The sequence below is a fragment of the Streptomyces sp. NBC_01450 genome (genome assembly GCF_036227505.1).
In the GTDB taxonomy this organism is placed as follows: domain Bacteria; phylum Actinomycetota; class Actinomycetes; order Streptomycetales; family Streptomycetaceae; genus Streptomyces.
Window position 1 is genome coordinate 4,712,183 of the sequence record NZ_CP109480.1, and the last position, 15,390, is coordinate 4,727,572.

General features: G+C 71.0%; 14 protein-coding genes. 5 read left to right on the plus strand and 9 right to left on the minus strand.

What is annotated here, in order from left to right:
* The first annotated feature begins 120 nt into the window (after positions 1-120).
* The 3 genes from OG568_RS20955 to OG568_RS20965 all read left to right on the plus strand — a co-directional run bounded on the left by OG568_RS20955 (position 121) and on the right by OG568_RS20965 (position 3,773).
* Positions 121-1,101 carry a glycosyltransferase family 2 protein gene (locus tag OG568_RS20955; protein ID WP_266436710.1) on the plus strand — a complete coding sequence of 327 codons (981 nt, stop codon included), beginning with the start codon at positions 121-123 and terminating at the stop codon, positions 1,099-1,101.
* Entirely contained in the window at positions 1,098-2,432 is a 1,335-nt protein-coding gene (locus tag OG568_RS20960; RefSeq protein WP_329532697.1) for an alpha-2,8-polysialyltransferase family protein, read from the plus strand. The genes OG568_RS20955 and OG568_RS20960 overlap by 4 nt, the downstream gene beginning before the upstream one ends.
* 141 nt (positions 2,433-2,573) lie before the next feature.
* Positions 2,574-3,773, plus strand: coding sequence for an acyltransferase family protein (locus OG568_RS20965; protein WP_434481846.1), 1,200 nt, complete (start codon positions 2,574-2,576; stop codon positions 3,771-3,773).
* Here the strand turns inward: OG568_RS20965 and OG568_RS20970 are convergent.
* Positions 3,758-4,408: a TetR/AcrR family transcriptional regulator gene (locus tag OG568_RS20970; RefSeq protein ID WP_329532698.1), complete on the minus strand. Its 651-nt coding sequence runs from the start codon at positions 4,406-4,408 to the stop codon at positions 3,758-3,760. The genes OG568_RS20965 and OG568_RS20970 overlap by 16 nt on opposite strands.
* A gap of 73 nt (positions 4,409-4,481) precedes the next feature.
* Between OG568_RS20970 and OG568_RS20975 the strand changes: the two genes are divergently transcribed.
* Positions 4,482-5,984: an FAD-dependent oxidoreductase gene (locus OG568_RS20975; RefSeq protein WP_329532699.1), complete on the plus strand. Its 1,503-nt coding sequence runs from the start codon at positions 4,482-4,484 to the stop codon at positions 5,982-5,984.
* On the opposite strand, the gene leuE is transcribed toward OG568_RS20975, so the two are convergent.
* The 3 genes from leuE to OG568_RS20990 all read right to left on the minus strand — a co-directional run bounded on the left by leuE (position 5,981) and on the right by OG568_RS20990 (position 8,944).
* Positions 5,981-6,634, minus strand: coding sequence for a leucine efflux protein LeuE (gene leuE / locus OG568_RS20980; protein WP_329532700.1), 654 nt, complete (start codon positions 6,632-6,634; stop codon positions 5,981-5,983). The genes OG568_RS20975 and leuE overlap by 4 nt on opposite strands.
* 60 nt (positions 6,635-6,694) lie before the next feature.
* Positions 6,695-7,270 (minus strand): Uma2 family endonuclease, encoded by a 576-nt coding sequence (locus OG568_RS20985; RefSeq protein WP_329532701.1) that lies wholly within the window; start codon positions 7,268-7,270, stop codon positions 6,695-6,697.
* 93 nt (positions 7,271-7,363) lie between these two features.
* A complete protein-coding gene (locus tag OG568_RS20990) occupies positions 7,364-8,944 on the minus strand; it encodes an acyl-CoA mutase large subunit family protein (protein ID WP_329532702.1) in 1,581 nt (526 codons plus the stop codon).
* A 227-nt stretch (positions 8,945-9,171) separates the two neighbouring features.
* Here OG568_RS20990 and OG568_RS20995 point away from each other — a divergent pair, with 227 nt between their 5' ends.
* A complete protein-coding gene (locus tag OG568_RS20995) occupies positions 9,172-10,029 on the plus strand; it encodes a L,D-transpeptidase family protein (RefSeq protein ID WP_329532703.1) in 858 nt (285 codons plus the stop codon).
* Positions 10,030-10,309: 280 nt separating this feature from the next.
* On the opposite strand, the gene OG568_RS21000 is transcribed toward OG568_RS20995, so the two are convergent.
* The 5 genes from OG568_RS21000 to OG568_RS21020 all read right to left on the minus strand — a co-directional run bounded on the left by OG568_RS21000 (position 10,310) and on the right by OG568_RS21020 (position 15,336).
* Positions 10,310-11,428 (minus strand): hypothetical protein, encoded by a 1,119-nt coding sequence (locus OG568_RS21000; protein WP_329532704.1) that lies wholly within the window; start codon positions 11,426-11,428, stop codon positions 10,310-10,312.
* Positions 11,428-12,090 (minus strand): RNA polymerase sigma factor, encoded by a 663-nt coding sequence (locus OG568_RS21005; protein ID WP_266438086.1) that lies wholly within the window; start codon positions 12,088-12,090, stop codon positions 11,428-11,430. The genes OG568_RS21000 and OG568_RS21005 overlap by 1 nt, the downstream gene beginning before the upstream one ends.
* A gap of 505 nt (positions 12,091-12,595) precedes the next feature.
* Positions 12,596-13,186: an RNA polymerase sigma factor gene (locus OG568_RS21010; RefSeq protein WP_329536402.1), complete on the minus strand. Its 591-nt coding sequence runs from the start codon at positions 13,184-13,186 to the stop codon at positions 12,596-12,598.
* Between the two features lie 159 nt (positions 13,187-13,345).
* Positions 13,346-14,818 carry an MFS transporter gene (locus OG568_RS21015; protein ID WP_329532705.1) on the minus strand — a complete coding sequence of 491 codons (1,473 nt, stop codon included), beginning with the start codon at positions 14,816-14,818 and terminating at the stop codon, positions 13,346-13,348.
* A 122-nt stretch (positions 14,819-14,940) separates the two neighbouring features.
* Positions 14,941-15,336 (minus strand): hypothetical protein, encoded by a 396-nt coding sequence (locus tag OG568_RS21020; RefSeq protein WP_329532706.1) that lies wholly within the window; start codon positions 15,334-15,336, stop codon positions 14,941-14,943.
* Positions 15,337-15,390: the final 54 nt, after the last annotated feature.

Here is a 15,390-nt window from a genome sequence, read left to right on the forward strand (position 1 = left end):
GCGAATCGGGCCACGATCCAGCCGGAAATCAGCTGGGTTCACGGCTTCGCCACGCGTCGTTCACCTGACATCTCACCAACGGTCAAGACGAATGCCGGGCCGCCGCCTAACGTCACATGGGTGGTCAAGCTCTCCGTCATCGTGCCGTTCTACAACGTGCAGCAATATGCACCCGACACCTTGAAGAGCCTGCGCGCGAACGCGCGTAAGGACTTCGAATTCGTTCTCGTGGACGACTGTTCACGCGACGAGACACCGGACATTCTCGCGCGCGCGGAGCGCGAGCTCCCGGGCGCGGTGTATGTCAGACACGAGAAGAACGGAGGACTGGCGACCGCGCGCAACACGGGCATCGACGCGGCGCACGGCGAATACCTCACGTTCCTCGACGGGGACGACTGGCTCGCCCCCGGCTATTACGAGCAGCTCGTCGCCTCCATCGAGCAGTTGGGCTGCGACTTCGTCCGTACGGACCATGTCCAGTGCACCGCGCGGGCCCGCACCATCCACCGGGTCCCGCACGGCCGGCGCGGAGTCGTACTGAACCCCCGCGACGCGATACTGCCCGCCGACCGCTCCACCTCCGTCGACTACGCCTACGCCTGGGCGGGCATCTACCACCGCCGGCTGGTCGACCGGGGGCTGCTGCACTTCACCGACGGCCTGCGGACGGCCGAGGACCGGCCCTGGATCTGGAAGCTGCACCGGGAGGCGGAATCCTTCGCCACGGTGGGGCTTCTCGGTGTGTTCTACCGGCGTGGTGTGGCCTCCTCTCTCACCCAGATCGGAGACGTGCGCCAGCTCGACTTCATTCGCGCGTTCGACCAGGTGGTGGCGGAAACCGCCGCGGACCGCGACGCGGAAAAACTCCTGCCCAAGGCCGTGCGCACGTATTGCGCGATTATTTCCCATCATCTGGGATCCATCGAAAGGTTCGAGCCGGCAGTGGCACGGAAACTGAAGTCGATGAGTGCCGTCGCCCTGCGGAACATGCCGCAGGACGTGCTCGACGACGCCCTCGACTCGATGGACGTCCAGCGCGCGACACGGCTGCGCCGGCTGCGCCGCCGTCCGGCTCCCACCACGGGGGTGGCCGCGTGACCACCCAGATCTTCATGGCGTCCACGCTGTACGGCACGGCCACGCTCGCCGCGGCCCTGGACAGCGACTGTTTCCGGCCCGCCGACCGGCGCGTCCTGCTCGTCTCCAACAACGCGGCGACGCCCGAGACGACGCCCGGCCTCGACGAGATGCCCGGGTTCGAGCAGCTGCGCGGCCGCTTCGACGACGTGATCTCGTGGAACGAGACCATCTCCCCCTTCCACCCCGGCGGCTGGACCCCGCGGCTCGACGACGTTCCCCTCTGGGAGCGGCATCTGCGGCTCGCCTGGAACCTCGGCGACGACGACATCGAGCTGGCCGTCGAGTCGATCCAGGTCAACCCGGCACTCGGCATCTCGCAGATCTTCATGGGCGCGCCCGTCACCGTGTACGCGGACGGCCTGATGAGCTACGGCCCCACCCGCAACAAGATCGACCCGCTGGTCGGCACGCGGGTGACCCGTCTGCTCCACCTGGACCTCGTCCCCGGCCTCAAGCCGCTGCTGCTCACCGAGTTCGGCGTCGAGCCGGAGATCGTGCCGACGGACGCGTTCTCGAAGGTGCTCGCCGAACTGGTCGACACCGGGGACGAGCTGCCCTTCGTCGACGAACCGGCCCTCCTGCTCGGCCAGTACCTCTCCGCGCTGGACATCCTCACCGCCGAGGAGGAGGAGAACCTCCACGTACGGATGCTGAAGGGCGCCCTCGCGCTCGGCCACACGCGTGTGGTGTTCAAGCCGCACCCCTCGGCTCCGGCCCGCTGGTCGCGCCTGCTGGAGAAGGAGGCCGAGAAGCTCGGCGCCGACCTCACCGTGCTCGACACCCCGGTCCTCGCCGAGGTGCTCTACCAGCGGATGCGCCCCGCCCTGGTGGTCGGCTGCTTCTCCACCGCGCTGCTCACCGCGTCCGCGCTGTACGGCCTGCCGGTCGCCCGCGTCGGCACCGGCCCCCTCCTCGACCGTCTCACGCCGTACGAGAACAGCAACCGCGTCCCCGTCACGATCGTGGACGCTCTGCTGCCCGAACTGACGGACGAGTCCGCGGTCAACGAGCAGCGCCAGGGCATGGAGGTGGCGGAACTGACGGACCTCGTCCGGGCCGTCGGCTTCGCCATGCAGCCGAAGATCTACCCGGATCTGCGCCCGGCCACCGAGGCCTACCTGACCCGGCATCTGAACCACCACACCCGGCGCTACTTCAAGCGCAAGCGCCTCACCTCGCTGGCGCTGCCCGGCGCGGTCCCGGCGCAGCTGGCGTTCATCCCGCGCAACGCCACCGTGCGCCGGGTGGCGCGCCGCGCCCGCTCGCTGAAGCGGGCGGTGGGTCGCTGATCGGGTTCCCGGGCCGGGCCGTCGTGGGCCGGCCCGGGAACCCGAAGCGACGTACAGGTGAACGAGCACCGGCCGTCGGGCGAATCGTCGTTCGGACGGCCAGGTAAACCTTATTAATCGGATTAGTGTGCTGTGGGTCCCATGAGTCCCGCTGAGGGGAAACCTGTGATCGACTCGCGCGAGGCCGTCCAAGTGGCCTCCACGGGCACCGTGGCCCGCACCGTCCTGCCGCCCACGGAGGCACCGCCCCCCGCGAAGCCCGCCAAGCCCCGGGAGACGCGGCTGCGCGCACTGGACGGACTGCGGCTGGTCGCCGCGCTGATGGTGGCCGCGTACCACTACGGCGGGCGTGACGGCGAGGTCGCGAAGGCCTGGGGCACATCGCCGCGCCACCAGTTCCCCGTGCTGCACGGGTACTTCGCGTACGGCTGCCTGGGCGTCCAGGTGTTCTTCGTGATCAGTGGCTTCGTCATCTGCATGAGCGGCTGGGGCCGCCCGCTGCGCTCGTTCTTCGCCTCCCGCGCCTCCCGGCTGCTGCCCGCGTACTGGGCCGCCATCATCCTGGTGACGGTGGTGTTCGCGCTGCCGATGGTCGCGTTCAAGACGGTCTCGCCGAGCGACACCCTGGTCAACATGACGATGCTGCAGTATCCGCTCGGCGTCGACCGGGTGCTGGGCGTGTGCTGGACGCTGTGGGCGGAGGTCCGCTTCTACGCCCTCTTCGCGCTGTGCATCGTGCTGCCCGGCGCGAACCGCCGCCGCGTGATCATGTTCTGCGCCGGCTGGACGCTGGCCTACGCCATCGCCCAGGGCGCCAAGATGCCGCTGCTGGACATCGTCCTGATGCCCGAGTACGCGCCGTACTTCATCGGCGGCGTCGGCCTCTACCTGGTGCACCGCGACCGCAAGGACGTGTACGCCTGGGGCATCGTGGCGGTGAGCTGGCTGATCGGCCAGCACTACGCGGTGCAGGGGCTGTGGCACGCCCCGCAGGCGAACGGCTTCTCCTACCGCACCAGCTACGGCATCGTCCTCGTCGTCACCTTCGGCTACGTCGCCGTCGCCGCGATCGCCCTGGGCTGGCTGCGCTGGGCCAACTGGCGCTGGCTGACGGTCGCGGGCGCGCTGACGTACCCCTTCTACCTCGTCCACGAGCACCTGGGCTGGGTCGTCATCAAGGCCCTCCACCAGGGGCTGCACATCCCGTCGTACGCCACGTTCCTGCTGACGGCGGCGAGCATGCTGCTGCTGGCCTGGCTGCTGAACCGGTACGTCGAGAACTGGCTGACGCCGAAACTGCGCACGGCGCTGGCGAAGCCCCGGCCTCAGCCGATCCCGTAACGCGTCCCGATCCCCGCGATCACCAGGGCCAGCCCTTCTTCGAAGTGCCGGTCGTAGTCCTCGAAGATCTCCGCGCCCGCCGCGGCCGACAGAGGGAAGTCGGCCATCCGGCGGGCGCGGTCGTCCACGTCGTACCCCTCGCGGCGCTCGCCGGGCAGCGGCTGGACGCCCTGTTCCTCGGTGACGAACCCGAGGGTGTAGAGGTAGGCCGTCGTGGCCGCCCGGACCGCCTGGGCGAGGGTGAAGCCCGCGTCCGTGAACAGACGCAGGGTCTTTTCCATCTCGACCGCGTGCAGCGTGCCGGTGAAGCGTGAGCCACTGAAGACCCTGGCGCCGTCGCGGTAGCTCAGCAGCGCGGCGCGCAGCGCGCGGTTGGCCGTCAGGAGCCGCTGCTGCCAGGTGGCGTCGGGGTCCGCCGGCGCCGCCTCGGTCATCCGGCGGTACATCTCCGTCGCCATCTCGTCGAGCAGCGCCTGTTTGTCCTTGAAGTGCCAGTACAGAGCGGGCGCCTTGACGTCCACCTCCTTGGCGATGGCGCGCAGGCTCAGGCCCTCCAGGCCCACCTCGTTCAGGAGTTCCAGGGCGGTGTCCGCGACGCGCTTGCGGTCGAGCGGCGCTCGTCGTTCCGTGCTCACGCTTGACAACTTAACACCGTTAAGGCAACTCTGGAGAACGCCAGCACTTAACAGCGTTAAGGAGAGTGGAGTCATGACGGCCCAGGTGGCGGACACGGGCGTGAGCGCGGGCCGGAACGCGGACGTGGACGTGGACGTCCTGATCGTGGGCGCGGGCCCCGCCGGTCTCGCCCTCGGCGTCGACCTCGCCCGGCGCGGGGTGGACGCGCTCGTGGTGGAGCGGGCCGACGGCCTGTTCCCCGGGTCGCGCGGCAAGGGCATCCAGCCGCGCACGATGGAGGTCTTCGATGACCTCGGCGTACTCGACGCGATCCGTGCGGCCGGTGGCCCCTACCCGGCCGGGATGATCTGGCAGGACGGGAAGCGTCAGGGTGAGCACCGGATGTTCGACCCGGCCGAGGCGAGCGACGACTCGCCCTACGCCGAGCCGTTGATGGTGCCGCAGTGGCGCACGCAGGAGATCCTTTTCGCGCGCCTCGTGGAACTGGGCGGGAGCGTCGCCTTCGGGCGCGAACTGCTGGCGGTCACCCAGGACCGGGACGGGGTGACGGCCGAGTTCGCCTCCGGCGCCCCCGTCCGCGCGCGGTACCTCGTCGGTGCCGACGGCGGCCGCTCGACCGTGCGGCGCGCGCTCGGGATCGCTATGACCGGCGAGACGGTCGACCCGCATCCGGCGCTGGTGGCCGACGTCCGCGTCACCGGCCTGGACCGCGACCACTGGCACGTGTTCCCGCCGCGGGACGGCGACGACGGCTTCCTGGCGATCTGCCCGCTCGCCGGAACCGAGGACTTCCAGCTCGCCGCCCGGTTCCCGGAGGGGACCGACCTCGACCTGTCCCTGGAGGGCGTACGGAAGGTCGTCGCCGCCCGCTCGCACCTCGCCCCCGAGGCCGTGACCGAGGTGCGCTGGGCCTCGGACTTCCGTCCGCGGGCGGCGCTGGCGGACCGCTTCCGCGCGGGGCGGGTCTTCCTCTCCGGGGACGCGGCACACATCCACTCCCCGGCTGGCGGCCAGGGCCTCAACACCAGCGTCCAGGACGCCTACAACCTGGGCTGGAAACTGGGCTCGGTGCTGCGCGGCGGCGCCCCCGAGGCGCTTCTCGACTCCTACGAGGAGGAACGGCGGCCCGTCGCCGCGCGGATGCTCGGCCTGTCCACGGCCATCCACCGCGGCGAGGCCCGGCGCAGCGTGCGGACGACGGGCCAACTCGGCCTGGGCTACCGGGACTCGCCACTTTCGGCGGACCTCCGCGAGGGACTGCCCAAGGACGCCCTCAGGGCCGGCGACCGCGCCCCGGACGGCTCCCTCCCCGACGGAACACGCCTCTTCGGCGCCTTCCGCGGCCCCCACTGGACCCTGGTCGCGGCCGGCCCGGAAACCCAGGCACCGGCACTGCCCGTCCCCACGGCCAGGATCCCGGCACACGAGTCGTACGGCACCGGTCTCTTCCTGATCCGCCCCGACGGTTACGTGGGGTGGGCGGGCGGCACGGCTTCGGGGCTGCGGGAGTACGCGACGCGCCTGGGCGTCCTCGGCCAGGCCCTGTCCCAGGATCTGCCCCAGGACCTGGCCTAGGCGCTGGCCAGGGTGAGCTTCACGGCGAAGCCCAGGAACAGGGCGCCCGCCGCGGTCGTGGCCCCCGCCGACAGCCGCTTGCGCCGCCGGAAGGCCGCCGCCAGCTTCGTCCCGCTGAAGATCAGCGCGGTGAGGTACAGGAAGCTGGCGAGCTGGGCGAAGGCGCCGAGGACGACGAAGGAGAGGGCCGGGTAGGCGTAGCCCGGGTCCACGAACTGCACGAAGAAGGCGACGAAGAACAGGATCGCCTTCGGGTTGAACAGGCTGATCACCAGCGCCCGCCGGAAGGGCCGCTCCTCGGCGGCCAGCCCCGCGGCCGCCTCGTTCTCCGCGACCCGCTCGTGCCGGGTCCGCCACATGCCCCACGCGGCGCGCAGCATCCCGATCGCCAGCCATGTCAGATATCCGGCCCCGGCGTACTTCACGATCCCGAACAGCACGGCGTTGGCCTGCAGCAGCGAGGCGACTCCGGCCGCGGACAGGGTCATCAGTACGGTGTCCCCGCACCAGACACCCGCGGCGGCCGTGTATCCCGTGCGTATGCCCTTGCGGGCGGCGACGGACAGCACGTACAGCGAGTTCGGCCCGGGAAGCAGAACGATCAGCACGAGTCCCGCGAGATAGGTCGGGAGGTCGATAACACCAAGCATGAGGTGGAGTGTCGCACGAGAGTACGACACTCCACCTCGGAGTTTCGTGAGGCGGGACGGTCAGCCGTCGAGGAGGGTGTCCACGTCCAAGGTGACCTTGACACCGATCGAAGGCGGCAGGGCGACGGACTGGCCTCGCTTGAAACGCTCGGGGTCGCCATACGCGCCGTCTGTGGGGTCGGTGTAAAGGAGGACCTCGTCGTGCTTACGGTCCGCGATGAGGTAGACCGGAAGGCCCGCCTGGGCATAGCACTCGACCTTTGGACCGAGGTCGTCGGACCAGTTGGAGGAGGTCACTTCGACGACGAGGCGGAAGACATTGGGCGCGTAGTAGTTCTTCTTCACATGAGCGCCGTCGAAGTCCTCATCCACAACAGAGAGGTCGGGGATCGCGAAATCCTCTGGCATCGTGGGCAGCCAGAGGCCGATGCCCTGGATCCATTCAGCCCCGCTTCCCTCAATGCCTGCGCGCTCCAACGCCCTGCAAAACTTCGTCAATGACCGCCCGTGCGGGCCATCCGGCGGCGGTGTCACAGTGAGCCTCCCCTGGAGAATCTCCACGCGGTGCCCAGGCAGTGCACGGGAGAGCTGTTCGGCGGCTTCGCCCAGCGTCAGCTCGTGTTGCAGTACGGCCACGGCATCCTCCTTTTCAGGGGCTCACTCTTCACGAGAGTAACCGGGGCCGATTGAACTCCGCCCCTGATCACTCATACGGAGTAACCGCCCAGCTCAGAACACATCGCTCGGCACATACGTCCCCCAAACCCCCCGCAACGCGTTGCACACCTCGCCCACCGTCGCGCGGGCGCGCAGGGCGTCCTTCATGGGGTAGAGGACGTTGTCCGTGCCTTCGGCCGCCTTCCTGAGGTCGGCGAGGGCCGCGTCCACCGCCGACCGGTCGCGCTCGGCGCGGAGCCTGGTGAGGCGTTCGGCCTGCTGGGCCTCGATGGCGGGGTCGACGCGGAGGGGCTCGTAGGGCTCCTCCGCGTCGAGCTGGAAGCGGTTGACGCCGACCACGACCCGCTCACCGGAGTCGGTCTCCTGCGCGATCCGGTACGCGCTGCGCTCGATCTCGCCCTTCTGGAAGCCGTGCTCGATGGCGGACACCGCGCCGCCCAGCTCCTCGACCCTCGCCATCAGTTCGACGGTGGCCGCCTCGACGTCGTCGGTCATCTTCTCGACGACGTACGAGCCGGCGAAGGGGTCGACCGTCGCCGTCACGTCCGTCTCGTACGCCAGGACCTGTTGCGTCCGCAGCGCCAGCCGGGCCGACTTGTCCGTCGGGAGCGCGATCGCCTCGTCGAAGGAGTTGGTGTGCAGGGACTGCGTGCCGCCGAGGACCGCGCCCAGGCCCTGGACCGCGACGCGCACCAGGTTCACCTCCGGCTGCTGGGCGGTCAGCTGGACCCCGGCCGTCTGGGTGTGGAAGCGCAGCATCAGCGACTTGGGGTTCTTCGCGCCGAACTCCTCGCGCATCACCCGCGCCCAGATGCGCCTGGCGGCGCGGAACTTGGCGACCTCCTCCAGGATCGTCGTACGAGCGACGAAGAAGAAGGACAGACGGGGGGCGAAGTCGTCGACGTCCATGCCGGCGGCCACGGCCGTGCGGACGTACTCGATGCCGTCGGCGAGGGTGAACGCGATCTCCTGCGCGGGCGAGGCACCGGCCTCGGCCATGTGGTACCCCGAGATCGAGATCGTGTTCCACTTCGGGATCTCGGCCCGGCAGTACTTGAAGATGTCCGCGATCAGCCGGAGGGACGGCTTCGGCGGGAAGATGTACGTGCCGCGCGCGATGTACTCCTTGAGCACGTCGTTCTGGATCGTGCCCGTGAGCTGGTCGGCCGGGACGCCCTGCTCCTCCCCCACCAGCTGGTACATGAGCAGGAGGAGGGCCGCGGGGGCGTTGATCGTCATCGACGTGGAGACCTTGTCCAGCGGGATGCCGCCGAACAGGATCCGCATGTCCTCCACCGAGTCGATGGCCACGCCGACCTTGCCGACCTCGCCGTGCGCGATCGACGCGTCCGAGTCGTGGCCCATCTGGGTGGGCAGGTCGAAGGCGACCGACAGGCCCATCGTGCCGTTCGCGATCAGCTGCTTGTAGCGCGCGTTCGACTCCACCGCCGTGCCGAAGCCCGCGTACTGACGCATGGTCCAGGGGCGGCCCGTGTACATCGACGGGTACACACCACGGGTGAAGGGGTACCCGCCCGGCTCGCCCAGCTTCTCGGCCGGATCCCAGCCCTCCAGAGCCTCGGGCCCGTAGACCGGCTCGATGGGCAGTCCGGACTCCGACTCGCGCGCCATTGCTGTGCCTCCCACTGAAGTTACCGACCGGTAGGACCGACCTCCGCCACGGACTGTAGCGGCGGCCGTGCGCGGGGTGGAGAGAACCGCGCTGGGACCTTGCTCACAGGCTTCATCACCCGCAGGCTTCATCGCCACAGGCTTCATTCCCCAGGATGGCGCCTCGTTCGCAACCGGGCGCGCCTGGGGAGCATCTCAGGGGACACGACGACGCACCGGGGGTTGGAATGCGTACGACTGGTATGGGGAGATCGCTGGCCGCCCTCGTGGCGCTCGCCGCGGTGAGCGGCTGCACGGCTCAGGCCGTGGACGCACACGGGAACACGCAGGGGAGCACCCAGGGCGGCACGCACGGGAGCACGCGGGGGAAGACGCCGCCGTCCGCCTCGAAGACGGACCGTTCGGCCACGCCCGGGGACGACAAGCCGAGCGGCGCATCACCGTCCGCCGCCCCCAAGGTCCTCTGGTCCCGCGGTGACAAGGGGAACGACGTGCGGGAGGTCCAGGCCCGGCTGCACCAGGTGGCCTGGCTCATCCCGGCGCCGACGGGGACGTACGACACCCCCACGGTCGACGCGGTGAAGGGGTTCCAGGGCAAGCGCGGGCTGCCGCGGACCGGCGAGCTGGACGCCGTCACCTGGCAGCGGCTGCGGGGGATGACGCACAAGCCGGCCGCGTGGGAGTTGTACCCGTACGGCGGACAGCCCGCCGCGCGGCCCGACCCGCGCTGTATGACGGGCCGGGTGCTGTGCGTCAGCAAGACGAGCCGCACCCTGCGCTGGATGATCGACGGGAGGACGGTCTCGGAGATGGACGTGCGGTTCGGCTCGCAGTACACGCCGACCCGCGAAGGGGTCTTCAGCGTCTACTTCAAATCGCGCTACCACGTGTCGACGATCTACCACACGTCCATGCCGTACGCGATGTTCTTCAGCGGCGGCCAGGCGGTCCACTACTCCCCCGACTTCGCGGCCCGCGGCTACTACGGCGCCTCGCACGGCTGCGTCAACGTTCGGGACGAGGGGAAGATCGCGGCGCTGTTCGCGCAGGTCCGGGACGGGGACAAGGTCGTCGTCTACTGGTGACGGCCGGCCCGGAGGGCTGATGGGCGCGGGCGGGACCGGGGGAACGTGTCCCGCCCGCGCCGATGTGCACCAGGCCCGGGTACGGGGGGAACCCCGGCTCGGTGCAACGGCCGATGACCAGTCGGCTCACCCATTACTGCGTCGGTGCGGCCGAAAACGTCACACCCGGGCGGAAAAAAATCTGACGGCATAGGAAATCGCAGGTCAGAGCGGGTATGGGAGGGGTTCCGGGAGCCGGTTTGGCTCAGAACGCACCCGGGCCGGTTGGCCGAAAGCTCTCTCAGAGGGCCGTCAGCAGCGGCAGCGCGCTGTACGTCGAGCCGGCGTCCGGCGTCGGAGCGGTCGAGGACGGCGAAGCGTGCGGCCGCAGCGGCGCGAGGACCGCGTGCGGTGACGGGGCGAGGATCCCGTTGCCGCCGTGGTGGCCGCCCTGGCCGCCCGAGCCTGTGTGGCCGTCGCCGTCACCGCCGTTGTCCCCGCCACCGGACCCGGTGCCCGAGCCGCCACCGAGCCCCTGGCCGGAGCCGGAGTCCGAGCCCTTGTCACCCTGCTGGTCCTGGCCGCCCCGGTCGTCGCGCCCGGCGGCGCCCGTCTGGTCCAGGACGCCCTTGCAGTACTTCTTCACGCGCCTGCCGCCGCCCGCCGCGTCCACCAGGACACGTCTGCGGCCGGACTCCAGGTTCTTGCCGCCCAGCACGTCACGGCAGTACGCGCGTGTTCTGGCCCACCACTCGCGGGAGCGGGCCGGCCGGCCCGCGTCGGAGGAGCTGGGCTGTCCGCTCGGCGCGCCGGAACCCTGGGCCTCGTCGTCGCCGGAGCCGGCATCGGCCGGCGCGCTCGTGGTGGCACCCGGGATCGGCGCCTCGGATCCGTAGGCCTTCGACGCTCCCGGCGACGGTGACAGGAGCGGCTGTCGCGGTGTCTGCGCCGCGGAAATCGTCGCCGCCGGATTCGGCGAGTCGTCACGGAACGGAGTCGGCAGCACTCCGGTTCCGGCCGCGACGGCGACCCCGCCGATCATCCCCGCGGCCAGCGCGGCGGCGATCCCCAGGCGCACCGGACGGCCCCAACGGGTCCCCCGGCTGCCCGGCGCCGGACGGCCCAGCCGGACGAGCCCCGCGTCGGCGGAGTGCGCCGCGGCCCCCGGGCGCCCCCGGCGGCCGAGCTGGGCCACCTCGCCGTCACGGCCCGCGCGCGCCTGTCGGAACGCGGCCAACGCGGCCGCCTCGCCGGGGAGTTCGGCACTGCTCGGCGCGGGCTCGGGAGCCAGCGCGCCGAGCGCGTCGGCGAGCCGCTTGGCCCGGCCCTGGGTGTCGGCGTCGACGGCTTCCAGCGGCTCACCACGCAGCAGACGCTCCGCGGCGTCACGGTCCAGCCACTTGTCCTGCTCGTCGGCCATCACATGTCCTTCTGCGTCCGCGAACGCGTATGCGTCACACCCGCGGACGTCACCGCGCGTGTGCGCGACTCTCGTTGTGGGGGAACGGCACCGAGGCCGCCGGCGGATTCCGGATCCGCGCCGAGCAGCTCCGCGAGCCGCTTGAGACCGCGGTGCGCCGCGGTGCGGACGGCTCCGGGGCGCTTGCCGAGCGTCTCGGCCGCGGTCTTGGCGTCGAGGCCGACGACCACGCGCAGCACGACGGCCTCCGCCTGGTCCTGAGGGAGCTGGGCGATCAGCGAGAGGGTGCTGTCGGTGGCCAGCGCCTCGATCGCCTCGCCCGCGGTGTCGGAATCGCCGGCCTTGCCGGTCAGCTCGGTCTCGTCACCGCCGATCGCGGGGCGGCGCCCGCGCATGCGTATGTGGTCGAGGGCGCGGTTGCGCGCGATCCGGGCGGCCCAGCCACGGAAGCGGTCCGCGTCTCCGCTGAACCTCTCCAAATCACGGGCGATCTGCAGCCAGGCCTCGGACGTGACGTCCTCCGCGTCCGGGTCGCCGACCAGCGTGCGTACGTATCCGAGCAGCCTTGGGTGCACCGAGCGGTACACAGTCCGGAACGCGGTCTCGTCCCCGTCCTGTGCCGCAAGCACCGCGGCGGTCAGCTCCGCGTCGTCCCCCAGCACCCGCACCCCTTCTGCGCCTGAACCGGCGCCGCTTTCGCGGACGTGGTTGCTCGCCATCGTGGTCACTCAATTGATGGTTGCGGTCCCAGGGTCCTTGGGTGGGTGACCCTGCTCCGCGGTCCGGCGCGAATGGCACGTTACGGCCTGAAACCACTCCCCGTCCATGTTGGTACAGCATGCAACTAACTCGTGACACAGCGAGGTGTGACAGAAAACGCAGCCGCGGCGCTGTAGAGAGTACGGGTCGCCGCGCGGCCCGTACCGCGCGACGGCCGGGGCCTCTCCTGTGGGGGGTGGCGGCCCCGGCCGTCTCCGCGGTGTACCGGCCCGGGACGATGCGCGCCGTCGCCGACCAATGTGGCCAATACGTGAACAACCGCATGAAATGCCCATTCGGGGCCCCTACTTCTCCTTGAGCTCGCGCCCCGGTCGGCGCCGCCCGTCCCCGGCCGGCCACTTCCTGGCGCTCCCGCCGAATCCCCCGGCGTCCAGTGGCCGTTGGGCGTCACATCCCGGGCTCCCCCTCGGCTCCGAGCTGCTGCGCGAGGCGCTTCAGGCCACGGTGGGCGGCGGTGCGGACCGCGCCCGTGCGTTTGCCCAGGACGCGGGCGGCGGCGGGGCCGTCGAGGCCGACGACGACCCGCAGCAGTACGGCCTCGGCCTGGTCGCGGGGCAGCCGCGCGACCAGTTCCAGGGCGCGCTCCGTGGAGAGGGTCTCCAGCGCCTGGTCGTTGGTGCTGTGGGTGCCGGGCAGTTCCAGGACGTCGTTCTCGAGCCCGGTCGCCCGGGGCCGTACCTTCTGCCTTCGCAGGTGGTCGAGCGCGCGGTGCCGTGCGATGGTCGCGGTCCAGCCGCGGAACCCCGCCCCGTCCCCCCTGAACCTCCCGAGGTCCCGGGCGATTTCCAGCCAGGCGTCGGATGCCACGTCCTCCGCCTCGTCCCCGACGATCCCGCGCACGTACCCGAGCAGTCCGGGCTGCACGATCCGGTACGCCAGCGCGAAGGCCGCCTCGTCCCCCCGCTGTGCCCGCGCCACGGCCGCACCGAGCTCACCGTCGTACGCCTGTACGCGGCGGGGTTCCCCTCCCTGGCCCAACGCTGTCCTCGTTCGCACCGAGTCGGTCAGAATGCGCACCGTGCGACACGGTCGGCCGTGTCGACGCCCACGTGGTCATCAGCGTCGGGTCCCACAGAAATGTCACAGCCCGTCAGGCGCCCCGTGCGCCCCTCGGGACGCGTTCACCGGTGGGCCGGTTCAGCCCTTGGTGTCCACCGGTTCGGGCAGCGGAGCCGGCCGCTCCCGCGGGGCCGGCATCCGGTCCGCGTCCACCACGATCCCGGCGATCAGCGCGGCCAGCAACAGCGCTCCCATCGCCCACCAGGTGGCCACGTTGAAGCCGTGCACGGCGGCCCGGGAGGCGAGGGCGCGACGGTCGACGCCGGGGCCCGCGTGCGCGGTCGCGTACCGGGTCGTCACGCTCGCGGCGATCGTGTTGAGCAGCGCCGTACCGATCGAACCGCCGACCTGCTGGGCGGTGTTGAAGGTGGCGGAGGCCGCGCCCGCGTCCTGGGGGGCGACGCTCGCCGTGGCCAGCGAGATGGAGGTCATCATCGCCGTGCCCATGCCGAGGCCGAGCATCAGCATGCCGGGCAGGATGTGCGAGGCGTACGCGGGTGCCACCCCGACCTGCGCGATGATCGCCATCGCGCCGGCGGCCAGCAGCAGCCCGGGGACGATGAGGGCGCGCGGCGGGACCCGGTTCAGGAGGCGGGCCGCGACCTGCGTGGAGCCGGTGATCATGCCGACGGTGATGGGGAGATAGGCGAGCCCGGTCTTCATCGGCGAGTACCCGAGCACGCGCTGCATGTAGTAGGTGAGGAAGAGGAAGACCCCGAACATCCCGATGGTCACGAAGAGAATGGTGAGGAACGCCCCGACCCGCTGCCGGTCCCTGACCACCGACATCGGCAGCAGCGGCACCCGGGCGCGGGTCTGCCAGAACCCGAACGCGGCGAGCAGCACGACCCCGGCGGCCAGCAGTCCGAGGACCATTCCGTCTCCCCAGCTCCTCGACTCCGCCTCCGAGAAGCCGTAGACCAGCGAGAGCATTCCGGCGGATCCGAGCACCGCGCCCGGCACGTCGAGGCGGGCGTCCTCGTAGCGGCCGCCGCCGCTCAGCACCGCCAGAGCGCCCGCGAACGCGACCAGGGCGATGGGGACGTTGACGTACAGGCACCAGCGCCAGTCCAGGTACTGGGTGAGGAAGCCGCCCGCGAGCAGTCCGAACGCCGCGCCCGCGCCGACGATCGCGCCGAACACACCGAAGGCCTTGCCGCGTTCCCCGGGGTCGCTGAACGTGGTCGTGAGCAGTGACAGGGCGGCGGGGGCGAGCAGCGCCGCGAACACGCCCTGCAGGGCGCGCGCCCCGAACAGCATCCCGGAGTTCACGGCGGCGCCGCCCAGCGCGGACGCGGCGGCGAAGCCCAGCAGCCCGATCATGAAGGTGAGTCGGCGCCCGGCCAGGTCGGCGATCCGGCCGCCGAGCAGCAGCAGTCCGCCGAAGGCGAGGGTGTACGCGGTGATGACCCACTGCCGGTTGCCGTCCGACATGTGCAGGTCGGTCTGGGCGGAGGGCAGGGCGATGTTCACGATGGTCATGTCGAGGACGACCATCAACTGGGCGAGCGCGATGACGACGAGCGCCCACCAACGGCGGTTGTCGGCCACGAGGCCTCCCGGGTCCGGCGGTTGTCCTCATGTTCACTCCGGAGCCCGCCGTTTGGGAACGGTCGCGTACCTTAAGAACGGGCAATCTCGCCGCCCTTCGGCGCGCCGCCGCCGGACCGGCCCTACCTCACGGCCTCGCGGCACAGCAGCCGCAGTGAGCCGTCGCCCTCGTAGCAGCGGCGGGCCTCGTCGACGGGGTCCCACAGGCGCCCGTCGGGGGTGCGCAGCCAGTGCTCGCCGCCCGTCTCCCACCATTCCGCGCCGGCGCACCGGACGATGACCTCACCGGCGTACGCGCCGAAGCCGCGCAGCACGGTGTGGACGGCGGCGTACGGCGCCCCCTCCCGGCGTATCTCCTCGATCAGCCGGTCGACGCGCCACAGGCTCTGCGCCGAGTAGTCCAGGCGCAGCCGGGCGCCCTCGCGCATCGTCGCGACGGTGTCCGCGGCCCAGCGCACGGGCTTGGTCGCGGCGGAGGGCCTGGTCGCCCGGGTCGGGTTCGCACTCGTTGCGTTCACACTCGGAAGAGCGTCTTCCGGGCGGGATTCGTCACGCGTTCCGGACGCCTTCGC